Genomic DNA, 19,851 nt, shown 5'->3' with positions numbered 1-19,851 from the left:
CCTCACCGTTCCTTCTGCTGTTCGAGGTAGTTGTCACGGATCTTGCGCCGCGGGATCTTCCCGCTGGCCATGCGCTCGAGCGGAGCGGGCGTCAGGACGACCTCGCGCGGTTGCTTGTAGCCGGCGAGCTTCTCCTTGCACCGCAGCAGCACGGCCTCGGCCGTCAGGGACTCGTCGCCGTGGACGATCGCCACCGGCGCCTCGCCGAACTTCGGGTCGTCCGCCGAGATCACGCAGACCTCGCGCACGCCGGGCACGTCGGCGATGACGGCCTCGATCTCCGACGGCGCGATGTTGTAGCCGCCGGAGATGATCATGTCCTTGAGCCGGTCGACGATCTGGATGTAGCCGTCCTCGTCGCGGACGCCGACGTCACCGCTGTGGAACCAGCCGTCCTTCATCGCCTCGGCGTAGGCGTCCTCCTTGCGCCAGTAGCCCGGCGTGACGCCCGGGCCGGCGACGATGATCTCGCCGGGCTCACCCGGGTCGCAGTCGGTACCGTCCGGCCGCACGACGCGGTGGCGGTTGAAGACGGTGCCGCGGCCGATCTGCTCGCGGTGGTCGAGCGCGCGCTCGGCCGGGTTGATCGTCGAGAGACCACCGAGCTCGGTCATGCCGTAGGCCTGCCGGATCAGCACGCCCTTCGCCAGCCAACCCTGCAGCGTCGCGACCTGGACGCGAGCCGCGGCCACGGTGACGAGCTCGAGGGAGGACAGGTCCGCGTCCGCGAACTCCGGCCGCGCCATCATCTGCTCGAAGAGCACGGGCACGCCGCAGAAAACCTGGATCTTCTCGTCGGCGAGACGGCGCAGCGTCTTCTCCGGGTCGAAGGCCTTCTCGTAGAACTGCGTCATGCCGCGGGTCAGCGGGTGCAGGAAGTGCCAGAGCAGACCCGGCGCGCCCGACATCGAGAGCAGGTAGATCATCCGCGCGCCGGGGCGCAGCGCCGGCTCGGCGAACGCCATCTCGGCGATCAGGTTGAACGTCGAGCGGTGCGTGAAGATGACGCCCTTCGGCCGCGCCGACGTGCCCGAGGTGTAGACGATCTGGGCGATGTCGTCGGGACCGGCGGTCGGCCGCGCGACCGGGCCGGGGTTCTGCCCGCGCAGGACGCTGAACTCGCTCAGCGCGAACTGCTTCACACCCTGCGCGCCGGGGCCGCCGGCGAGTGCCGCCGCCATCGGCTCCGCGTGCGCGTCGTCGGCGAGGACGTAGCGCGGCTCGGAGTCCTCGACGAGGTACTGCAGCTCGTCGGGCGTGAAGCGGTTGTTGAGCGGAACCACGACGCCGCCGAGCTTGAGCGCGCCGATCGCGGAGACGACCCACTCCAGGCTGTTGCCGCCGATGATGCCGATGCGCTCATCGGGCTGCAGACCCTGGGAGAGGTGCCAGTGCGCCGCCGCGTCGGTCCACGCGTCCAGCTCGGCGTAGGTGACGCGGTCCGTGCCGTCGAAGACGATCGCGAGCCGGTCCGGCGCCTGCCGGGCCCAGTACGAGATGCCGTCGGTGCAGAGCTCCGTCATGCCGACGCCCCCGCGGGGACCTGCTCCGGCGTGAACAGCACCGGCAGCGTCACGACACCGCGAACCTGGCCGGCGTTGAAGACACTCGGCTTGCTCGGGTCGATGCGGTAGTCGGGGATGCGGCGGTGCAGCTCCTCGAGCGCGATGCGGATCTCGACGCGCGCGAGGTGCGAGCCCAGGCAGCGGTGCGGGCCGGCGCCGAAGGACAGGTGACGGTTCGGCTCGCGGGTGATGCGGACGACGTCGGGGGCGTCGAACTCCGAGTCGTCGCGGTTCGCCGCGGACAGGACGACCAGGACGCGGTCGCCCTCCTGGATCGGCTGGCCGGCGATCTCGGTGTCCTTGGTCGCGCGGCGGCCGGCGGAGACGGCGCCCTCCATGCGGAGCATCTCCTCGACCGCGGCCGGGATGAGCGAGGGGTCCTCGACGAGCTTCTTACGCTCGTCCGGGTTCTCCGACAGGTGCATCATCGACCAGCCGAGCGTGCCCTGCACGGTGTGCAGACCGGCGATGCAGAGCAGGAAGAACATGTTCGCGAGCTCTTCGTCGGTGAGCGGGCGCTCCTCGTCACCGGTGCCGATCGACTGGTGGACGATCTGCGAGGTGATGTCGTCGGCCTCGGGGCCGCGGGCGCGACGGTCCGCGACGACCTTCGAGTAGTACGTGAACATGTCGACGCCGGCCTGCATACGGGCGGCGTGCGACTCCTCCTCGGTGCCACCGGGGACACCGTGCAGCGTCACGTCCGTCGCGTGGGTGAAGAAGTCGGCGTCCTCGAGCGGCCAGTCCATCAGCGCGAGGAAGACGCGCGCCGGGAGCTCGTGCGCGAACTCGGAGACGAACTCGGCCTCACCGCGGTGGGCGAACCCGTCGATGAGCTCGTTGACGATGCGGCGGATGTTCGGCTCGAGCGCGGCCATGCGCTTCGGGTTGAACAGCGGCTGCAGCGCGTGCCGGTAGAGCGTGTGCTCCGGCGGGTCGAGCTCGAGCGGCAGGAACTTGCCGGCGCCGTGCGGCACCAGGTTGTTGGGGTAGCTGGAGAAGGTGTACGGGTCACGCATGACCTGGTGCACCTCCTCGTAGCCGAGGACGACCCAGTGGCCGCCGTACTTGCTCGAGAAGTAGATCGGCGACTTCTGCGCCATCTCGGCCAGGATGTCCTGCACCCGGTCCACGGGCTGGGCCATCGACTCGTCGAAGATGTCGAAGTCGGTGCGCAGGTGCTCGGGGACGGACTCGAACTCGGTGGGCATGGTTGCTCCTGGGGGCGGCGATGCGGGCGGGTGCAGCGGGGTGGGGCTCGGCGGGTGACTATGCGTCAGGCGGGGGCAACAGCGTGGGCGTCAGCTGAGGTCGGGCTGGTCCTCGGGGAACGGGATCGCGACGCGGGCGAGCGTGCCGCCGTCGGTCGAGACCATCGTCTGGCCGGAGAGGTAGGCGGCCTCGTCGGAGGCCAGGAACAGCGCGACGTTCGCGTTGTCGCGCAGCGTCGGCGGACGGTCGAGCTTGAGCGGGATCGGCGTGACGCGCTTGTCCCACGGGCCGGCGACCTGCTCGTAGGACTGGCCGACGACCGGGGCGCCCCGCTCCATGAGGAAGTTCGGGGACATGCCGTGCGTCGGGGCGATGCCGCAGACACGGATGCCCCACTTGCCGAGGTCGAGCGAGAGCCCGCGGACAAGGCCGTTCACGCCGGACTTCGAGGCCATGTACGGCGAGATGCTGTGGTACGCCGCGAACGAGGCCGCCGACGAGGTCATGAGGATGACGCCGCCGCCGTTCTCGCGCAGCGGCTTGACCGCGTGCTTCGCGCACAGGAACGGGCCGGTCAGATTGACCCCGATGACCTCGTTCCAGTCCTCGAGGGGGAAGTCCTCGAACGCGAGCGACTCACCGCCCATAACGGTGGGGACGCCGCCGCGGCTGACGATGCCGGCGTTCGCCCACATGATGTCGAGCTTGCCGAAGCGCTCCAGGGCGGTCTCGACCGTGCGCGCGACGTCGGCCTCGACGGTGGTGTCACCGACGACCGCGACCGCGGGGCGGTCGGCGTCCTCCAGGAGCTGGACCGTCGCCTCGGCGCGGTCACCGAGCACGTCCATCACGACGATGCTGGCGCCCTCGGCGGCGAAGAGCTGCGCCGCCTCCCGGCCCAGGCCGGACCCGGCTCCGGTGATGATCGCGACCTTGCCTTCGAGCCTGCCGGCCATGGGTTCCCCTCCGCTGCGTGTCTAATACCTTTAGATATAACAAACGGAGTCGGACCGCGACAAGGGTTTCGGGAATCGCTCAGCTTCCGGCGTCGCCGACCCGGCGTCGCACCAGCCCCACCCGCCCCACTGGGGGTGACACCCCTTCCGGCGTCAAAAAAGGGTGACACCCCTTACTCGGCAGTAAGGGGTGTCACCCTTTTTTGACAGCTAGTCGGCGTCGGGGGCGGCGGGGACCTGGAGGACGCCCGCCTCGATCAGGGCCGCGACGCGGGCCTCGTCGAAGCCGAGTTCGTGGGTCGCGATCTCGACCGTGTGCTCGCCCGGCAGCGGGGCGGGGCGCAGCGGCGGGTCGGGGATCGTGGAGAACCGGGCGAGGTGGGCGTTGGTCGGGATCGGGGCCTTGAGCTCGGGGTGCTCCAGGGTCCGGAACGCACCACGCTCCACGAGCTGAGGATCCGTCAACTGGTCGGGCAGACGGAGCATCGGGCCCGCGGGGACGCCCGCGGCCTGGAGCACCTGCGCCGCCTCGGCCGGGGTACGGCCGGCGGTCCAGGCCTCGAGGGCCTCGCCCCCGGTCACCTCGGCCAGACGCTTGGCGTCGGCCTCGTCCCGGACATCGACCACCACCCACTCGTCGTCACCCGCGCACGGGTACACGCCGGCGCCCGCGCCACCGGGCTCGGGAGCGCGGGCCGGGCCCACCGAGCCCGGGTAGAGCGACTCCTGCGCGAGCAGCGGGCCGAGGTGGACGACGGCGACGTCGGCCTGGGCCAGCTCCAGCCCCGCCCCACGCCCGGTCCGCGCCCGGTTCAGCAGCGCGGCGACCACGCCGACGGCGCCGACGTGCGCCGCGATGTGGTCGGGGTAGACGGTCGATCCGTCGCAGTAGGTGTCGTGGTCGGGGTCGCCCTCGGGGTACCGCCACAGCGTCGAGACACCGCAGGCGCCCCGCACCAGCGGGCCGTAACCCATGCGGTCGCTCCACGGACCACGCGAGCCGAAGGCGCTGGAGTCGGAGACGATGATCCGGGGGTTGATCTCGACCAGCTGCTCGAACGAGAGCCCGAGCGACTCCAGCGTCCCCGGCTTGAAGTTGCCGGTGACGACGTCGGCGGTCCGGACGAGCTCGCGGACGATCGCGCGCCCCTCCTCACTGCGGAGGTCGAGGCCGAGGCCGCGCTTGTTCCGCGCACCCCAGGCGAACGAGGCGTTCATCGTCGAGTTCTTGCGGGTCTGCCGCAGGCCGTCGGGGAACGCCGAGTTCTCGATCTTGAGAACGTCGGCGCCCTGGTCGGCCAGGAGCCGGGTGAGCTCCGCACCGAAGACGATGACACCGAGGTCCAGCACGCGCAGCCCCGACAGCGGACCCTCGCCGTCACCGGGGAGGTCCACCGAGGTCAGGCGGTCCGCGGCGGGCAGCGGCTCGCCGTCGTGCTCCCCCACCCGCGGCGCGCGGTGGCGGAGACCGGCCCGCTCGCCGTCGACCGACAGGTAGCCGTGGGGCACGCGGGCGCTGACACCGTCGACGATCTCGGCGTCGACCAGTGCACCCGAGGCGGCGAAGTGGTCCGCGGCGAGCACCTCGGACGGGCTCAGCACCGCGGAGATCGGAATGCCGCGGCGCGTGCCCTCGGCGACGAGCTCGGCGCGCGGGGTGTTCGCGAAGTGCGCGGCGATCAGCGGGTGCAGCCGGTCGGACGCCTCGAAGCGGACCGCGATGTGGTTGTACTTCGGGTCCGCGAACTCCTCGGGCCGGCCGAGCCAGTCGAACATCGACTGCCACTGACGCGGGGCGAGCAGCGCGATGCGAACGTGCCCGTCGGCGCACGGGAAGACCGGGTAGAACGCGGCGGCGTCGGGCCGGTCGCGGGGGAAGGACTCCTTGCGCCCCGCGGCCGCCGAGCCCTGCGTGCCGAAGCCGGGGTCGAAGCCGTGGACGACCGCCTCGAACGCCGAGACGTCGACGAGTTCGCCCGCACCGGTGCGCAGCCGCTTCGCGAGCGCGACGAGCGCGGCCAGCGCGGCGTGCACCGCGACGGTCTGCGCGACGATCCCGGACGGCGGCAGCAGCGGCGGCCGGCCGGGCAGACCGGAGCGCGACAGCACGCCACCCATCGCGGCGAGCACCGCGTCGGTGCCGACGTAGTCCGCGTAGGGACCGGTACGACCGAAGTCGGTGACGGAGACGACGACGAGCCCCGGGTGCGCGGCGAGCAGCGCCTCCGGAGTGACCCCGGCCGCGAGCACCTCGCGCGGCAGCGACTCCACGACGATGTCGACCTCGCCGGCGAGCGTGAGCAGCCGCTCGCGACCCTGAGCCTCCGTCAGGTCGAGCACGACGCCGCGCTTGTTCGCGTTGCGCAGACCGAAGCCGATCGAGTCGGCCCGGCTCGGCGACCCGCCCGGCGGCTCGACGAGGAGGACGTCGGCGCCGAGGTCGGCGAGGTAGCGGCCGCAGGCCTCCGCGGCGCCGCTCGTCAGGTCGAGGACGCGCAGTCCCCGCAGCGGAAGATTCGTGCTCATCGTCCCTGCCACTCCGGCTTGCGCTTCTCGGCGAAGGCGCGCGGGCCCTCCATCGCGTCCTTGCTGGTGAACACGACCTTCGCCGCGTCCTTGTTGACCTCCCACACCTCGGGCTCCCAGTCGGAGCCCATGGCGGCCGTGGTGTGCGCGACGCGCTTGCTCTGCTCGACGGACAGCGGAGCGTTGGCGGCGATGGTCTCCGCGAGCGAGAGCGCGACGTCCAGCGCGGTGCCCGCCGGGGCGACCCGGTTGACCAGGCCCAGCTCGTAGGCGCGGGCGGCGCTGATCGCGTCACCGGTCAGCATCGCCTCGAGGGCGACCTTGAAGGGGATCTGACGCTGCAACCGGATGACGCCGCCGGCCGCGGCAAGCAGGCCACGCTTGACCTCGGGGAGGCCGAGCGACGCCGTCTCGTCGATGACCGCGAGGTCGCAGGCGAGCAGAATCTCGGTGCCGCCGCCGAGCGCGAAGCCGTTGACGGCCGCGATGGTCGGCTTGGCGATCCAGTGCTGGACGATCCCGCCGAAGCCCCACTCGGGGTGCTCCCGGTCGTCGATGCGGTTGCCCTTCGCCAGCTCCTTGAGGTCCGCGCCGGCGCAGAACGCGCGACCGGCCCCGGTGAGCACGACGACGCGGATCTCCGGGTCGGACTGGGCCTCCTCCAGCGCGGCGCCGGCGGCGATCGCCAGGTCGGCGTTCACCGCGTTGAGGGCATCCGGCCGGTTCAGCGTCAGGATCCCGATGTTGCCGCGCTTCTCCAGCTTCGCCGCCGGCTCGGTCATGCCTTCTCCTCCGTTGCGTTCTCCTCGGAGCCGACCGGCCGGAACACCGGCAGCATCTCTCCGGTGTTCTCCCCAGCGCCCGAGCGGACGAAGTCGACCTGCACCGCGTCACCCGCCGCCAGCGCCGTGGGGTCCGCGTCGACCAGACGGACCATCAGCCAGGGACCCTCGTCGAGCTCGACGACGGCGCTCACGTAGGGGACCGCGCCCGCGAGCACCGGAACCGGCGCGTGCGTCACGACGACCCAGGTGATCAGGCGGCCCCTCCCCGACACCACGGTCGGGCCGAGGTTGTCCGACCCGCACGAGAAGCAGGTCTTGGCCTCGGGCGGCAGGACGGTGTCGCAGCCGGCGCACTGCTGCACGAGCAGCTCACCGCGGCTCGCGGCGTCGAAGAACGCCTCGGTCGCGCGGTCGCGCTGGACCGCCGGGAACGGCGGCGGCAGCTCCGAGACCTCGGGCGTACTCATGCGGTCACCTCCGCGGGGAGCTTGCGCGCGTGCGGGCTCAGCACGAGCGTCGAGTGGTGTTCGAGGATGCCGCCGTTGCCGGAGACGAGGACGACGTCATTGCGCGGCGCCTGCCGCGCGCCACCCTCGCCGCGGGCCTGGATGATCGCCTCGGACAGCGGCGTCATGCCCCACATGTAGTAGCCCGACAGCTGGCCGCCGCCGGTGTTGACCGCGAGCTTGCCGCCGGGGGCGAGCCGGCCGTCGGAGACGAACGCGCCACCTTCGCCCTTCTCGCAGAACCCGTAGTCCTCGAGCGTCACGAGCACCGTGTAGGTGTAGCAGTCGTAGAGCTCGGCGACGTCGACGTCGTCGACGCCGATGCCGGCCATCCGCATCGCGGCCGCCCCGGACCGGGCGGCCGGGGTGACCAGGCCCCAGTCCGAACCGCGGTGCATCCGCCGGACCTCGTGCGCCTGCCCCCAACCCCAGACGTGGACCGGCGGCTTCGCCAGGTCCTTCGCCCGGTCCGCGGCGGTGACGATGACCGCGACCGCGCCGTTGCTGACGAGGCAGCAGTCGAGCAGGTGCAGCGGGTCGGCGATCCAGCGCGAGTTCTGGTGGTCCTCAAGCGTCATCGGTTCGCGCATCGCGGCGAGCGGGTTGTGCTGCGCCCACGCCCGCTGGGCGACGGCGATCTGGCCGAGCTGCTCCGACGTCGTGCCGTAGCGCTCCATGTGCCGGCGGGCGCACATCGCGTAGAGGATGTTGGGGTTGATCGCGCCGCCGGCGAGCGACCAGCCGCCGAGCCCCGCGATCTCCCGCGTCGAGGCGCGCGGCGAACCCCAGGCCGCCCCGGTGCTCTGCTTCGGCTTGAGCGGGGTGTCGGCGAAGACGCACGCCACGGTGGTCGCGGTTCCCTCGGCGATCGCCTTGGCCGCGGTCGCGACCATGATTCCCGCCGTGGCGCCGAACGAGTTCATCGTCATGCAGAGACCCAGGGGGCCGGTCGAGAGCGCGTTGGCCAGCGTGATGCCGACGTCCTGCTTCTGCCCGGAGCTGATCAGCAGCCCGTCGACGGCCGAGAGCGGGATGCCCGCGTCGGCGGCGGCGAGCCGGACCGCCTCGGCGGCCAGGCTCGACGACGAGCGGCCGTACACCTTCCCGAGCTCGGTGATGCCGAGCCCGGCGATCGCCGCCGAGCTCATCGCGCCACCGGTGCCAGGTAGACCGACCGGGTCTGCACGTACGGCGCGAGGCCCTCGGGCCCGAGCTCACGGCCGAGGCCGCTGGCCTTCACACCGCCGAACGGAGCGCCGAAGTCGAGCGCGTAGTGGTTCACGCCGACGGTGCCGGTCTCGATGCGGTCGGCGATCGCGATGCCGCGCTCGACGTCGCCGGTCCACACCGTGCCGCCGAGGCCGTACTCCGAGTCGTTCGCGAGGGCGACGGCCTCGTCCTCGTCGCGGTAGGGAATCACCGCGAGGACCGGGCCGAAGATCTCCTCCTGTGCAATCCGGGCGTTGTTGTCGACGTCCGCGAAGACGGTCGGCTGCACGTACCAGCCGGGCAGGTCGGCCGGGACCTCGCCGCCGACGGTGACGCGGCCACCGTCGGTGCGCCCGATGTTCACGTAGTCGAGGACGCGGTCGCGCTGCGCCGGGCTGACCAGCGGGCCGATCTGCGTGTCCTTCTCGAGCGGGTTGCCGATCCGCAGGCTGCGCACGGTCTCGGTGACGGCCTCGACGACCTCGGCGTACCGGCCGGCCGGGGCCAGGATGCGTGTGCAGGCGTGGCAGGTCTGGCCGTTGTTCGGCAGCGAGATCTCCAGCAGCGCCTTCGCGAACAGCTCGAGGTCGGCGTCCTCGCAGACGATCGAGGCGGACTTGCCACCGAGCTCGAGCGTGACCGGACGCAGCAACCGTCCGCACTCGGCGCCGATCGCGCGGCCCGCGGCCGTCGACCCGGTGAACGCGACCTTGTTGACCTCGGCGTGCGAGACCAGCGCCGCGCCGGCCTCACGGTCCGCGGGAACAACGTTGAGGACGCCCGGCGGCAGACCCGCCGCGGCGGCCGCGTCGGCGAACGCGTGCGCGTCGAGCGCGGTCTCCGGCGCCGGCTTCAGGACGACGGTGCAGCCGGCCGCCAGCGCGGGGCCGAGCTTCATCGCGGCGAGCGCCTGCGGGTAGTTCCACGGCGTGATCGCGGCGACGACACCGATCGGGTCACGGCGGACGAGGGTGCGCGCCAGCTGGCCGTTGCGCTCGTCGTTCTCCACGTCGCCGCGCACGAGGCCGGCGTAGTACTGGAAGATCGCGGCCGGGGCGAACTTGTTCGCCCCGATCGACAAGCGGATCGGCATGCCGTTCTCGCGGCTGACGAGGGCCGCCGTCTCCTTGCCCGCCTCGAACAGCGCGCCGGCCATGCGGTCGATCAGGTCGGCCCGCTCCTTCGCCGGCGTGGCCGCCCAGCCCTTCTTCGCACGCGCGGCGGCGGTGACGGCGCGGTCGATGTCCGAGACACCGCCGAGCGCGGCGGTCCCGATCACGTCACCGGTCGCGGCCTCGACCACGTCGCGGGTCGTCCCGTCGAGCGGAGCGACCTGCTCGCCGTCGATGAAGAGCGAGAGCCTGTCCATGCGATTCCTTACCTAGGGCGTCGGGCGGTCGGGCGGTCGAGTCAGAAGATGCAGTAGCCGCCGTCGACGACGACTTCGTTGCCGGTGTGGAAGGTCTGGCTGGGGTCGGCGAGGAACACGGCGACCTTCTCGAACTCGTCGGCGGTGGCCCACCGGCGGACCGGCGTGCGGCCGGTCGTCGCCGCCATGAAGCGTTCGTCGGCCTGCAGGTGCTCGTTCATCGCGGTACGGGTCCAGCCGGGGATGAGCACGTTGGCGCGGACGCGGTGCCGGGCCAGCTCGACGGCGAAGGTGCGCCCCATGCCGACCACGGCGGACTTGCTGGTGGCGTAGGCGCCGAGCCCGCCGGCGCCGAACCGGCTCGCGGTCGAGGAGACGAGGACGAGCGAGCCGCCCGTGTCCTGCGCGACGAAGCGCCGGCCCGCCTCACGGGCCGTCAGAAACACGCCGTCGACGTTGACGCGCATGATGCGGTGCCATTCGTCCAGCGAGGTGTCGACGAGCTTGGTCTCGCCGGCGATCCCGGCGTTCGCGACCATGCACCCGAGCGGGCCGAGGGACTCGATCGTGCGGTTCATCGCCGCGGCGATGTCCTTCTCGTCGGTGACGTCGCACTCGACGGGGAGCGCCTGCACCCCGAGGGCGGCGACCTGCGCGGCCGCCTCGGCGTTGCGCTCGGCGTTGCGGCCCCAGATCGAGACGTTCGCCCCGGCCCGCGCGACCCCCAGGGCCATGCCGAGGCCCAGGCCCGAGTTGCCGCCGGTGACGACGACGTGAAGTCCGGTCAGGTCGATCATGCGGCGGCCCCTTCGGTCGGCACCGCGGGGATCCCGACCAGGTCGCCGATCGCGGCCCGGTGCCGGTCCGCGGTCCCGAGCAGGATCGCGGAACTCTTGGCCCGCTTGAGGTACAGGTGCACGGGCAGCTCCCAGGTGAAACCGATGCCGCCGTGCAGCTGCAGGCACTCCTGCGCGGCGAGCTCGGCGGCGGGTGAGGCGGCGGCCTGCGCGAGCGCGGCCGCGACGGGCAGGTCGGCCGCGTCCGTCGCGGCGCAGTCGGCGGCGTACCGCGCGGCGGCGCGGACGCCGCTGTTGCGGACCCACACGTCGGCGGCGCGGTGCTTGAGAGCCTGGAACTCCCCGATCAGGCGACCGAACTGACGACGCGTCTGCAGATACTGGACCGCGATCTCCAAGCAGCGCTGAGCGAGCCCGAGCTGCTCGGCGGCCAGCAGGACCGCCCCGATCTGCAGCGCCTTCGCGAGCGCCTCGTCGACCGCCGGCCCGGAGGCCACGACCGTGCCCGGCGCCCCGTCGAAGCTGATGTCCGCGATCGGGCGGGTCCGGTCCAGCGACGGCGCCGGCGTGACGCGGGCGTCCGCCGCGTCGACGGCGTACAGCGCGTCCCCGGCCCGGACCAGCAGCAGGTCGGCGGTGGTGGCGTCCAGGACGGCCGGCACCGAACCGTGCAGCCGACCGTCCCGGAGGTCCACGGAAGCCGCGTTCTCGTGCGCAGCGGTGGCGGCGCGCACGACGACGGCCGCGGTGCGCTCCCCCGCCGCGACGGCGGGGAGCAGGTCCTCGTCGCCGAGCTCCAGGAGCAGCGCGGTCGCGACGGCGTGCCCGAGGAACGGCAGGGGCGCGACGGCCCGCCCGAGTTCCTCGGCGACGACGGCCGCCTCGCGCCAGGACGCGTCGACGCCGCCCCACGTCGAGGGCACGGCCAGGCCGGCGCCGCCGAGCTGCGCCAGGCGCCGCCAGAGGTCGGTGTCGACCGGCTCCGCGGTCTCGGTCCGCGCGAGCACGGCCGGCCAGGGAGCCCGGTCGGCGAGCAGGTCGCGGACGCTGGCCCGCAACTGCTCCTCGGTGTCGGTGTAGATGAGGTCTCCGACGCTCATCGCGGCAGGTCCTTCCACGCGGTGTTCTTGTCCGCGCGAGGTTCGGCGGGGAGGCCGAGCACGCGTTCCGCGACGATGTTGCGCAGGATCTCCGACGTCCCACCCTCGATCGAGTTCGCCCGCGAGCGCAGGTAGCGCCAGCCCGGTTCCTTGGTCTCCTCGGGCTCCATCACCGGCATGCGCGTGGTGTAGTCCGCGTACCGCAGGCCGTCGTCGCCGAGCAGGTCGAGCTCGAGGGAGGAGATCGCCTGGTTCAGCCGCGCGTACTCGAGCTTGGCCGCCGACCCCTCCGGGCCCGGCTGACCGGCCGCGATCTGCTGCCCGAGCCGCGCGGCGGCGAGCCGGGCGACCTCGGCGTCGACCCAGAGTTCGAGCAGGCGCGTCTGCAGACCGGCGGTCCGCTGCTCCGGGTGCGCGCGCCAGGCCTCGACGACGCAACCGATCGGTCCGGACCCGCGGGGGGCGGGGCCGGACGTGTACTGGACCCGCTCGTTCATCAGCGTGCCCTGCGTGACCGCCCAGCCCGCGCCGACGGCCCCGATGCGGTAGGCGTCGGGAACGCGGACGTCGGTCAGGAAGACCTCGTTGAACTCGGTCTCACCGGTGATCTGACGCAGCGGCCGGATCTCGATCCCGGGCGCCTGCATGTCGACGACGAAGTAGGTGAGGCCGCGGTGCTTCGGCACCGTCGGGTCGGTCCGCGCGACGAGCAACGCCCAGCGGGCCTGATGCGCGAGCGTGGTCCAGACCTTCTGGCCGTTGACGACCCAGTCGGCGTCCGGGGCGTCGCCGTCCCGGACCGCTGAGGTGGCGAGACCGGCGAGGTCGGACCCGGCGCCGGGCTCCGAGAAGAGCTGGCACCACAGCTCCTCCCCCGTCCACAGCGGCCGGAGCCAGCGGTCGAGTTGCTCCGGCGTCCCGAACGCGAGCAGCGTCGGGGCCGCCATGCCGAGCCCGATGACGTTGTTGTCCGGGTCGTTGCCCGGGGCGCCGGCCGCGGAGAGCGCGCGGTCGACGGTCTCCTGCAGCACGGGATCCAGGCCCAGCCCACCGCGCCCGACCGGGTAGTCCACCCGCGCCAGGCCCGCGTCGAACCGCGCCCGCAGGAACTCCTGCGGTGCGGTCGTGGCCGGGTCGCACTGCGCCAGCAGCGCGTCGACCCGTGCGGACAGGTCCGTCACTCCTCCGCCTCCCGGCATCTCCACCCACTAACCTACAAGGTATAGGTTACGCGCCTTCTCGGTGCTGATCCAGCCGAGATGACGCTGTCTAATACCTTTAGATTACCGGAGACTCAGCCGACCAGGTCGCGGCCGATGATCACCTTCATGATCTCGGTGGTTCCGCCGTAGATCGTCGAGATCCGGGTGTCCCGGTAGGCCCGCGCGATCGGGTACTCCTCCATGTAGCCGTAGCCGCCGAAGAGCTGCAGGCAGCGGTCCACGGTGCGCTTGTGCATCTCCGAGCCCCACCACTTCGCCTTGGCGGCGTCGACGGCGGAGAGCTCGCCCCGGTTCAGCGGGTCGACGAGCGACTCGACGTAGGCCTGGGTGACGTCGAGCTCGGTCACGCACTCCGCGAGGACGAACTGGGTGTTCTGGAAGTCCGCCACCCGCCGGCCGAACGCGGAGCGGTCGCGGACGTACTCCAGCGTCCACGCCAGCGCGGCCCGGCTGCCCGCACACGCGGTGTACGCGATGCTCATCCGCTCGCCGGCGAGCTGGCGCATCAGCATCGAGAAGCCCCCACCGGGCTCGCCGAGCAGGTTCGCTTCGGGGACGCGGACGTCTTCGAAGACGAGCTCCGCGGTGTCCTGCCCGTGCAGACCGACCTTGTCGAGGTTGCGGCCGCGGGAGAACCCGGGCATGCCCTCCTCGACGACGAACAGACTGAACCCGCGGCTGCCCGCGTCCGGATCGGTGCGGGCGACGACGACCACGAGGTCGGCGAGGATGCCGTTGCTGATGAAGGTCTTCGACCCATTGAGGATCCAGTCCGACCCGTCGCGGCGGGCGGTCGTCCGGATCCCTTGCAGGTCACTGCCGGTGCCGGGCTCGGTCATCGCGATCGCGACGATGTGCTCACCCGTGGAGCAGCCGGGGAGCCAGCGCTCCAGCTGTTCCACGGACCCGAAGTCGCGCAGGTACGGCGCCGCGATGTCCGACTGTGTCGCGAAACTGACGGCGAGTGAGGCCGCTCCCACGCGCTGCAGTTCCTCGATCACCACGCAGCGGAAGCGGTAGTCCTCGACACCGCCGCCCCCGAACTTCTCGGGGAACGAGATGCCGAGCAGGCCTTGGCGCCCGGCCTCGAGCCAGACGTCGCGGGACACGATGCCCTCGTGCTCCCAGCGGTCCATCTCTCCCGCGACGTGCCGAGTCACGAAGGTGCGGACGGCGTCGCGGAACGCCTCGTGGTCGGCGTCGAAGAACGGGCGGGGCGCCCAGAGGTCGGTGGCCATGTCAGCGCCCGAACCCGCCGTCGTCGACGACGACGACCGTGCCGGTGACCGTGGCCGAGGCCGGGCCCACGAGGTACAGCAGGGTGCCGTCGAGGTCTGCCGGCGTCATCATCCGCTTGCGCGGTTGCCGGGCGGCGACCTGATCCACGGTCAGACCGGTCCGCTCCATCATCCCGTCGACCATCTCCGTGTGGACGAAGCCGGGCTCGATGCCGTTGACGTTGATCCCGAACCGCGCCCATTCGACCCCGAGGACCTCGGTCATCCGGTTCAGCGCGGCCTTGGTGACGGAGTAGAGCGCCGCCGGCGCCGAGTCCGGGCCGTAGTTGGTCGCGGCGATCGAGGAGATGTTCACGATGCGCCCGCCCCGGCCGGCCTCGATCAACCGCGCGGCGACGCCGGTGGCGAGCAGCCACGGCGCTCGCAGATTCGTGTCGAGGACGGTGTCAGTCAGCTCGACCGGCATCTTGTGCGCGCGGCGGCCGTCGACCGCCGCCGCGTTGTTCACGAGGATCGTGATCAGCCCGACCTCGTCGGAGATCCGGGCGAGCGCCTCGCCGAGGTCGTCGTTCTCGAGGTCGAGCGCCCACGGGACGCACCGACCGCCGCCGTTCGCGATCTCCGCGGCGACCTCGTCGAGCCGGTCCTTGCGTCGGGCGGTGGCGACGACCGTCGCCCCCTGCTCCGCGAGCGCGACGGCGAACCGGCGGCCGAGACCACCGGATGCCCCCGTGACGAGCGCGATCTCCCCGGCGAGCGGGCCTGACATACGTACTCCTTGCGTGCGGGTTGCTAAGCGGGGGTCAGTTCGACCGGCACCCCGTTGAAAACGGCGGTGCCGGAGAGCGGGTCGACCACGCGGTGATCGGTCAGGGCGTTGGCGTTGACGCCGGCCGCCGAGGTGGCGACCTTCAACCGGACGCCGGGGACGTCGTGTCCCCACCCGTGGGGCAGGCTCACGACACCGGCGCGCATCGCCGGCGTCAGCTCGGCCGGGGCCGTCACCGATCCGGCGGCGGACGTGATCGTCACGTCGGCGCCGTCGGCGATCCCGAGCTTGGCCGCGTCGTCGGGATGCATCTGCAACGTGCACCGCGTCGAGCCGCCGATCAGGTCCGGCAGGTTGTGCATCCAGCTGTTGTTGGACCGCAGCGCACGGCGGCCGATCAGCACGTACTCCGGCCAGGCGCGGTCGAGGTCGGCGGCGAGGGTCTCGACCTGCGCGGCGAACTCCGCCGGGCAGAGCCGGACGAGCCCGTCCGGGTGGATCGTCACCTCGGCCAGGCGCGGCTCCATCGGGCCGTAGTCGATGCCCTCGGGGCGCTCCAGCAGCTTGGCGAGCGTGACCCCGTCGGGGTTCGCGCCGAAGCCGTCGCCGAACGGGCCGAGGCGCAACATCACGTCGAGGTGGCGCTCGAGGTCGCTGCGGCCGGTGACCGCGGCGAGCAGCTCGGCGGGGTCGCGGCCCTCCACCGGCGAGCTCGGCATCGTCACCGCGCGCGCCAGCATGCCGTCGACGAGCTTGGCGCCGGCCGCGGCCGTCGCCGCGGGGGCGTCGTTCCCCGCGCAGATGGCCGCGAGGCGGGCGAGGATGTCCGCCTCGGAGAGCTGATCGGGGCCCAGTTCCACCGCGGCCGGCGTGTAGCGGACGACGGCGCGGACCTGGAATCCGCTGAGCAGCCAGTCGAAGTGGCCGTTCTGCAGGACCCGCGGCGGCGGCAGGATCACGTTCGCGTGCCGGGTGGTCTCGTTCAGGTACGGGTCGACGCTGACCATGTAGTCGAGCGTCGGCAGCGCCTCGTCGAGCCGGTCGCCGTTCGGCGCGGAGAGGACGGGGTTACCGGCCACGGTGATCAGCGCGCGGATCTGCCCGGCCCCGGGCTCGGTGATCTCCTCGGCCAGGGTGGCGACCGGGAACTCGCCGATCACCTCGGGCAGGTTGCGGACGCGGCTGTGCCAACGCCCCACCTTCATCGGGGCCTCGGGCAGGTAGGCGGGGCGGATCGCGCTGCGCGGGAACATCACACCACCGGGCCGGTCGAGGTTCCCCGTCACGGCATTGAGCACCACGATCAGCCACTGCGTCAGCGTGCCGTGGACCGTCGTGCACGTCCCGATCCGCCCGTAGACCGCGGCGGTCGGGGCGGCGGCCAGGTCCTGCGCCACCGCGCGGATGTCGGCGGGGTCGAGGCCGGTCGCGCCCGCGACGCGCTCCGGCGTGAACGGGGCGGCCAGGCGCAGCACCTCGTCCAGACCGGCGAAGGCCACCGCGTGCTGACCCGGCGTCACCTTGCCGGTGGCGTCGAGCTCCGCGAGCAGCGCGAGCAGGAACAGGGCGTCGGTGCCGGGGCGGATCGCGAGGTGCCGGTCGGCGCGGCGCGCGGTCTCGGTGCGCTTCGGGTCGACGACGACCAGCGAGCCGCCGCGCTTCTTGAGCTCCCGCAGCCGGCGCGGCAGGTCGGGAGCGGTGAACAGGCTGCCGTTGGAGACCAGCGGGTTGGCACCGAGCATCAGCAGGTACGAGGTGTGATCGATGTCCGGGACCGGGATCGACATCGGGGACCCGAACACCGCGCCGGCAGCCACGTGCGCCGGCATCTGGTCGGCCGAGCTGGCCGTGTAGTGCTGACGGGTCTTCATCGCGCCCATGAGGACGCGCAGGTAGGGCACGGCGGCGAAGTTGTGGGCCGTGGGGTTGCCCCGGTACAGCGCGAAGGCTTCGGAGCCGTGGGCCTCGCGCACCGCGTCGAGGCCGGCCCGGACGGCCGCGAAGGCCTCCTCCCAGGAGGCCTCGACGAAGCCGTCGTCGGTGCGGATCAGCGGGACCGTCAGGCGGTCCGGATCGCTGTCCAGCGCCCCGAGGTAGACGCCCTTGGGGCACTGGTAGCCGCGGCTGAACACGTCGTCGTCGGCGCCGCGGACGGCGGTGACGACCTCCGTCCCGTCGGGCGCGGAGTCGAGCGTGACGTCGAGGCCGCACATGGCCTCGCACAACGGGCAGATGCGACGGGCGGTACGCATCGGTGCCCCCTTCCGGTGGAGTCTCCGGCAGCGGAGACCCCACCGGAGGGGTGTCCGCTTTCTAGCAGGGCGTGTTCGTCGCCTTCGCCTCGCGGAACGAAGCCGCGAGCTGCTGCAGGCTGCGGTCACCCGGCTGGATGAACTGACCGTAGTCCTTCGCGATGCCGTCGAGCGCCTCGGCGCCGGCGTCGATGAAGCCGTTGGCCTGCTCGTTGTAGGCCGCGAGCGGCTCGATGACCGACCGGAAGTCCTGGATGGCCTGCGGGCCGTCCTTGCTCATCTGCTCGGCGAACTTGGCGGACTCGGCGAGCAGTTGGCCCTGGTACTGCCCGAGCGGCTCGGGCAGCGGCGTGCCGAGGACCGCGAGCGCGATGCCGTAGAGGATACTCGGGCCGGCGGAACTACCCGTCTGCAGCGCATCCAGCAGGTACGACAGACCCGCGACCCGGTCCGGCGGGCAGGTGTCCGCCGCCGCCTGACCGGTCGCCGTGGCGCCGGCGGTGGCGTTACGGGCGGGCGCCGAGGTGGCCACGCGGGCCCGGGCCGGCACGACACCCACGATCGGGTTCAGCTCCGGCAGCCACGCCTGCTGCTGCGTCGCCGGGGCGGCCGGAGCCGCCGCCGGGGTCGACGCCTGCAGAGCGGCGCGGGTCGGCGAGGCCTGCTCGACCGCACCGGCGGCCGCACCCATCTGGGACGAGTAGTCGTCCGGGTTGCTCAGCGGCTTGCCGTTCTTGGCACAGGTGAACGACTTGCCCGAGCCGGTGGCGAACTTGTCACCGGCGACGACCGCGACGCCGTAGCAGAGCTGACGGTCCATCGCCTTGCCGCGAGTCATGGTGATCGGGAACGTCATGCCCTTCAGGTTGTTGTTCTTGATCGAGTAGATGCCTTCCTCGATGTCCTTCAGGGTCTGCTTGTCCGGCAGGTTCTTGGCGGCCGCGGCGAAGAACTCACCGATCAGCCAGCCGTACGAGATGCCACCGGTGATGACCTGGCCCGGCGCGAAGCGGGCGAACGCCGTGTGCATCTCCTTGATGCCCGCAACGCCCGTGTTGGTGAACGGCGCCATCTTGGTGCCGATCACCAGGCCGTCGACGTTCTTGTCGCCAGGGAGGTCCTTGGTGATGACCAGGTCGGCGGACGAGAGCTTCGGACGGTAGTTCTGCCGCGCGCAGTCGCTGGCGAAGCGGCGGATGGCCGCACCGTCGAGGGCGACGATGATCGCCTCGGCGCCGGCCTGCTTGGCGGCCAGGCACTGCGAGGTGTAGTCCGGCTGGGTCAGCGACGGACGACCACGGGCGACCAGCGAGAAGCCGGCCTTGTCGAGGACGTTCTTGTCGCTCCAGCGCTTGTCGAAGTTGTCGCACAGACCGAAGTCACTGCAGGCGAACGAGGCGAGCTTGACGCCGCCCTTCGCGCCGATGCCCGCGCCGAACGAGAGCACCATGACGTCCGCGTAGGTCAGACCCGCGGGGGCCGGCGTGAGGACGTACGGGTTCTTGTAGGGAACCTCGAGGCCACCCTCGTGCGCAAAGGTGAAGATCTTCTTCGAGTCCAGGTACTTGTTGTTGCCGTTCGGCGCGAAGCCGAGCGTCGTGTAGAGGAACGCCTGGACGCCCTGCTGCTCGACGAACTGCTGCAGGATCGAGTTGAAGCGCGCGGGGTCACCACCGTCGTCACCGACGAGGATCTCGACCGGGTGGCCGTTGATGCCGCCGGCCGCGTTGACAGCCTGCGCCCAGACGCGGATACCGGTGACGGTGTCCTTCACCAGACCGCCGACGGGGCCGGAGAAAGTACCGACCGCGCCGAGCTTGATGACGGACTTGCGGGTGACCGGGCCGGCCGCCTGGCCGCCCGACGCCTGGCCGCCACCCGTGGTGGCGCCGCCGGCGTTGGTCGAACCGCCGGCGTTGTTCTTGCCGCCGCCGGCGTTGGTCGAGCCACCGCCGGTGGTCGGGCCGCCGGTCGTGGCACCGGGGGCAACCGTGCCGGGGTCGGTGCCGACCGCGCCGGGAGCGTCGGGGGCCGCGCCGGTGCCGGGGTCGACGCCCGGAACCGCGCCGAGGCCGTCGGTGACGGCGCCGCCGGCCTGCGCCTGCTGCGCAGCGCCCGCCGCCTCGACGATCGCTTCGTCGCTCATGCGGGTGCCCCCGCACCCGGTGAGCAACACGGAGAGCGCGGCCACGCCGACGACAGCTGTCGTCCGCGCGCGCCGGCCGAATCGGATATCAGACACTGACGGTTCCTCCCTGCTGCACAACCTGGGGGCCGCCGCCGGTGTTCGTGCCGGCGTAGGCGGCGAAGATCTCGTCCTCGCTGAACTGGTCGGAGCGACCGG

The 19,851-nt window shown here is 72.1% G+C and carries 15 protein-coding genes; all 15 read right to left on the bottom strand.

Going from position 1 to position 19,851, the window contains the following annotated elements; all coding sequences use genetic code 11:
• Positions 1-2 precede the first annotated feature (2 nt).
• Entirely contained in the window at positions 3-1,523 is a 1,521-nt protein-coding gene (locus tag ABD401_RS18955; protein WP_344607614.1) for a class I adenylate-forming enzyme family protein, read from the bottom strand.
• Positions 1,520-2,776 (bottom strand): cytochrome P450, encoded by a 1,257-nt coding sequence (locus ABD401_RS18950; protein ID WP_344607612.1) that lies wholly within the window; start codon positions 2,774-2,776, stop codon positions 1,520-1,522. The genes ABD401_RS18955 and ABD401_RS18950 overlap by 4 nt, the downstream gene beginning before the upstream one ends.
• Before the next feature lie 90 nt (positions 2,777-2,866).
• Positions 2,867-3,733, bottom strand: a complete 867-nt coding sequence (locus ABD401_RS18945; RefSeq protein WP_344607610.1) for an SDR family NAD(P)-dependent oxidoreductase — start codon at positions 3,731-3,733, stop codon at positions 2,867-2,869.
• A 210-nt stretch (positions 3,734-3,943) separates the two neighbouring features.
• A complete protein-coding gene (locus ABD401_RS18940) occupies positions 3,944-6,259 on the bottom strand; it encodes a CaiB/BaiF CoA transferase family protein (RefSeq protein ID WP_344607608.1) in 2,316 nt (771 codons plus the stop codon).
• Positions 6,256-7,041 (bottom strand): crotonase/enoyl-CoA hydratase family protein, encoded by a 786-nt coding sequence (locus tag ABD401_RS18935; protein WP_344607606.1) that lies wholly within the window; start codon positions 7,039-7,041, stop codon positions 6,256-6,258. Before ABD401_RS18935 ends, ABD401_RS18940 begins: the two co-directional genes overlap by 4 nt.
• Positions 7,038-7,511, bottom strand: a complete 474-nt coding sequence (locus tag ABD401_RS18930; protein ID WP_344607604.1) for a Zn-ribbon domain-containing OB-fold protein — start codon at positions 7,509-7,511, stop codon at positions 7,038-7,040. The genes ABD401_RS18935 and ABD401_RS18930 overlap by 4 nt, the downstream gene beginning before the upstream one ends.
• Positions 7,508-8,698, bottom strand: coding sequence for a thiolase family protein (locus ABD401_RS18925; RefSeq protein WP_344607602.1), 1,191 nt, complete (start codon positions 8,696-8,698; stop codon positions 7,508-7,510). The genes ABD401_RS18930 and ABD401_RS18925 overlap by 4 nt, the downstream gene beginning before the upstream one ends.
• On the bottom strand, positions 8,695-10,128 hold the full coding sequence (locus ABD401_RS18920) for an aldehyde dehydrogenase (protein ID WP_344607600.1): 1,434 nt from the start codon (positions 10,126-10,128) through the stop codon (positions 8,695-8,697). Before ABD401_RS18920 ends, ABD401_RS18925 begins: the two co-directional genes overlap by 4 nt.
• Positions 10,129-10,169: 41 nt before the next feature.
• Entirely contained in the window at positions 10,170-10,925 is a 756-nt protein-coding gene (locus tag ABD401_RS18915) for an SDR family NAD(P)-dependent oxidoreductase (RefSeq protein WP_344607599.1), read from the bottom strand.
• Positions 10,922-12,025, bottom strand: a complete 1,104-nt coding sequence (locus ABD401_RS18910; protein WP_344607597.1) for an acyl-CoA dehydrogenase family protein — start codon at positions 12,023-12,025, stop codon at positions 10,922-10,924. Before ABD401_RS18910 ends, ABD401_RS18915 begins: the two co-directional genes overlap by 4 nt.
• A complete protein-coding gene (locus tag ABD401_RS18905; RefSeq protein WP_033385017.1) occupies positions 12,022-13,224 on the bottom strand; it encodes an acyl-CoA dehydrogenase family protein in 1,203 nt (400 codons plus the stop codon). The genes ABD401_RS18910 and ABD401_RS18905 overlap by 4 nt, the downstream gene beginning before the upstream one ends.
• A gap of 95 nt (positions 13,225-13,319) precedes the next feature.
• Positions 13,320-14,486: an acyl-CoA dehydrogenase family protein gene (locus ABD401_RS18900; protein ID WP_344607595.1), complete on the bottom strand. Its 1,167-nt coding sequence runs from the start codon at positions 14,484-14,486 to the stop codon at positions 13,320-13,322.
• Position 14,487: 1 nt separating this feature from the next.
• Positions 14,488-15,255, bottom strand: a complete 768-nt coding sequence (locus ABD401_RS18895) for an SDR family NAD(P)-dependent oxidoreductase (protein ID WP_344607593.1) — start codon at positions 15,253-15,255, stop codon at positions 14,488-14,490.
• A 23-nt stretch (positions 15,256-15,278) separates the two neighbouring features.
• Positions 15,279-17,507, bottom strand: a complete 2,229-nt coding sequence (locus ABD401_RS18890) for a molybdopterin oxidoreductase family protein (RefSeq protein ID WP_344607591.1) — start codon at positions 17,505-17,507, stop codon at positions 15,279-15,281.
• A 61-nt stretch (positions 17,508-17,568) separates the two neighbouring features.
• A complete protein-coding gene (locus ABD401_RS18885) occupies positions 17,569-19,749 on the bottom strand; it encodes an ABC transporter substrate-binding protein (RefSeq protein ID WP_344607589.1) in 2,181 nt (726 codons plus the stop codon).
• Between the last annotated feature and the right edge of the window lie 102 nt (positions 19,750-19,851).

The organism is Sporichthya brevicatena (assembly GCF_039525035.1).
Taxonomy (GTDB): domain Bacteria; phylum Actinomycetota; class Actinomycetes; order Sporichthyales; family Sporichthyaceae; genus Sporichthya; species Sporichthya brevicatena.
Note: the sequence above shows the minus strand (reverse complement) of the source record. Positions and strands in the feature narration are given on the sequence as shown.

Excerpts from the sequence above, each read along its gene's own strand:
- ABD401_RS18945 (WP_344607610.1), bottom strand. The coding sequence starts at position 3,733 with ATGGCCGGCAGGCTCGAAGGCAAGGTCGCGATCATCACCGGAGCCGGG.
- ABD401_RS18915 (WP_344607599.1), bottom strand. The coding sequence starts at position 10,925 with ATGATCGACCTGACCGGACTTCACGTCGTCGTCACCGGCGGCAACTCG.
- ABD401_RS18905 (WP_033385017.1), bottom strand. The coding sequence starts at position 13,224 with ATGCCGGGAGGCGGAGGAGTGACGGACCTGTCCGCACGGGTCGACGCG.
- ABD401_RS18955 (WP_344607614.1), bottom strand. The coding sequence starts at position 1,523 with ATGACGGAGCTCTGCACCGACGGCATCTCGTACTGGGCCCGGCAGGCG.
- ABD401_RS18895 (WP_344607593.1), bottom strand. The coding sequence starts at position 15,255 with ATGTCAGGCCCGCTCGCCGGGGAGATCGCGCTCGTCACGGGGGCATCC.
- ABD401_RS18940 (WP_344607608.1), bottom strand. The coding sequence starts at position 6,259 with ATGAGCACGAATCTTCCGCTGCGGGGACTGCGCGTCCTCGACCTGACG.
- ABD401_RS18890 (WP_344607591.1), bottom strand. The coding sequence starts at position 17,507 with ATGCGTACCGCCCGTCGCATCTGCCCGTTGTGCGAGGCCATGTGCGGC.
- ABD401_RS18935 (WP_344607606.1), bottom strand. The coding sequence starts at position 7,041 with ATGACCGAGCCGGCGGCGAAGCTGGAGAAGCGCGGCAACATCGGGATC.
- ABD401_RS18900 (WP_344607595.1), bottom strand. The coding sequence starts at position 14,486 with ATGGCCACCGACCTCTGGGCGCCCCGCCCGTTCTTCGACGCCGACCAC.
- ABD401_RS18930 (WP_344607604.1), bottom strand. The coding sequence starts at position 7,511 with ATGAGTACGCCCGAGGTCTCGGAGCTGCCGCCGCCGTTCCCGGCGGTC.
- ABD401_RS18910 (WP_344607597.1), bottom strand. The coding sequence starts at position 12,025 with ATGAGCGTCGGAGACCTCATCTACACCGACACCGAGGAGCAGTTGCGG.
- ABD401_RS18920 (WP_344607600.1), bottom strand. The coding sequence starts at position 10,128 with ATGGACAGGCTCTCGCTCTTCATCGACGGCGAGCAGGTCGCTCCGCTC.
- ABD401_RS18950 (WP_344607612.1), bottom strand. The coding sequence starts at position 2,776 with ATGCCCACCGAGTTCGAGTCCGTCCCCGAGCACCTGCGCACCGACTTC.
- ABD401_RS18925 (WP_344607602.1), bottom strand. The coding sequence starts at position 8,698 with ATGAGCTCGGCGGCGATCGCCGGGCTCGGCATCACCGAGCTCGGGAAG.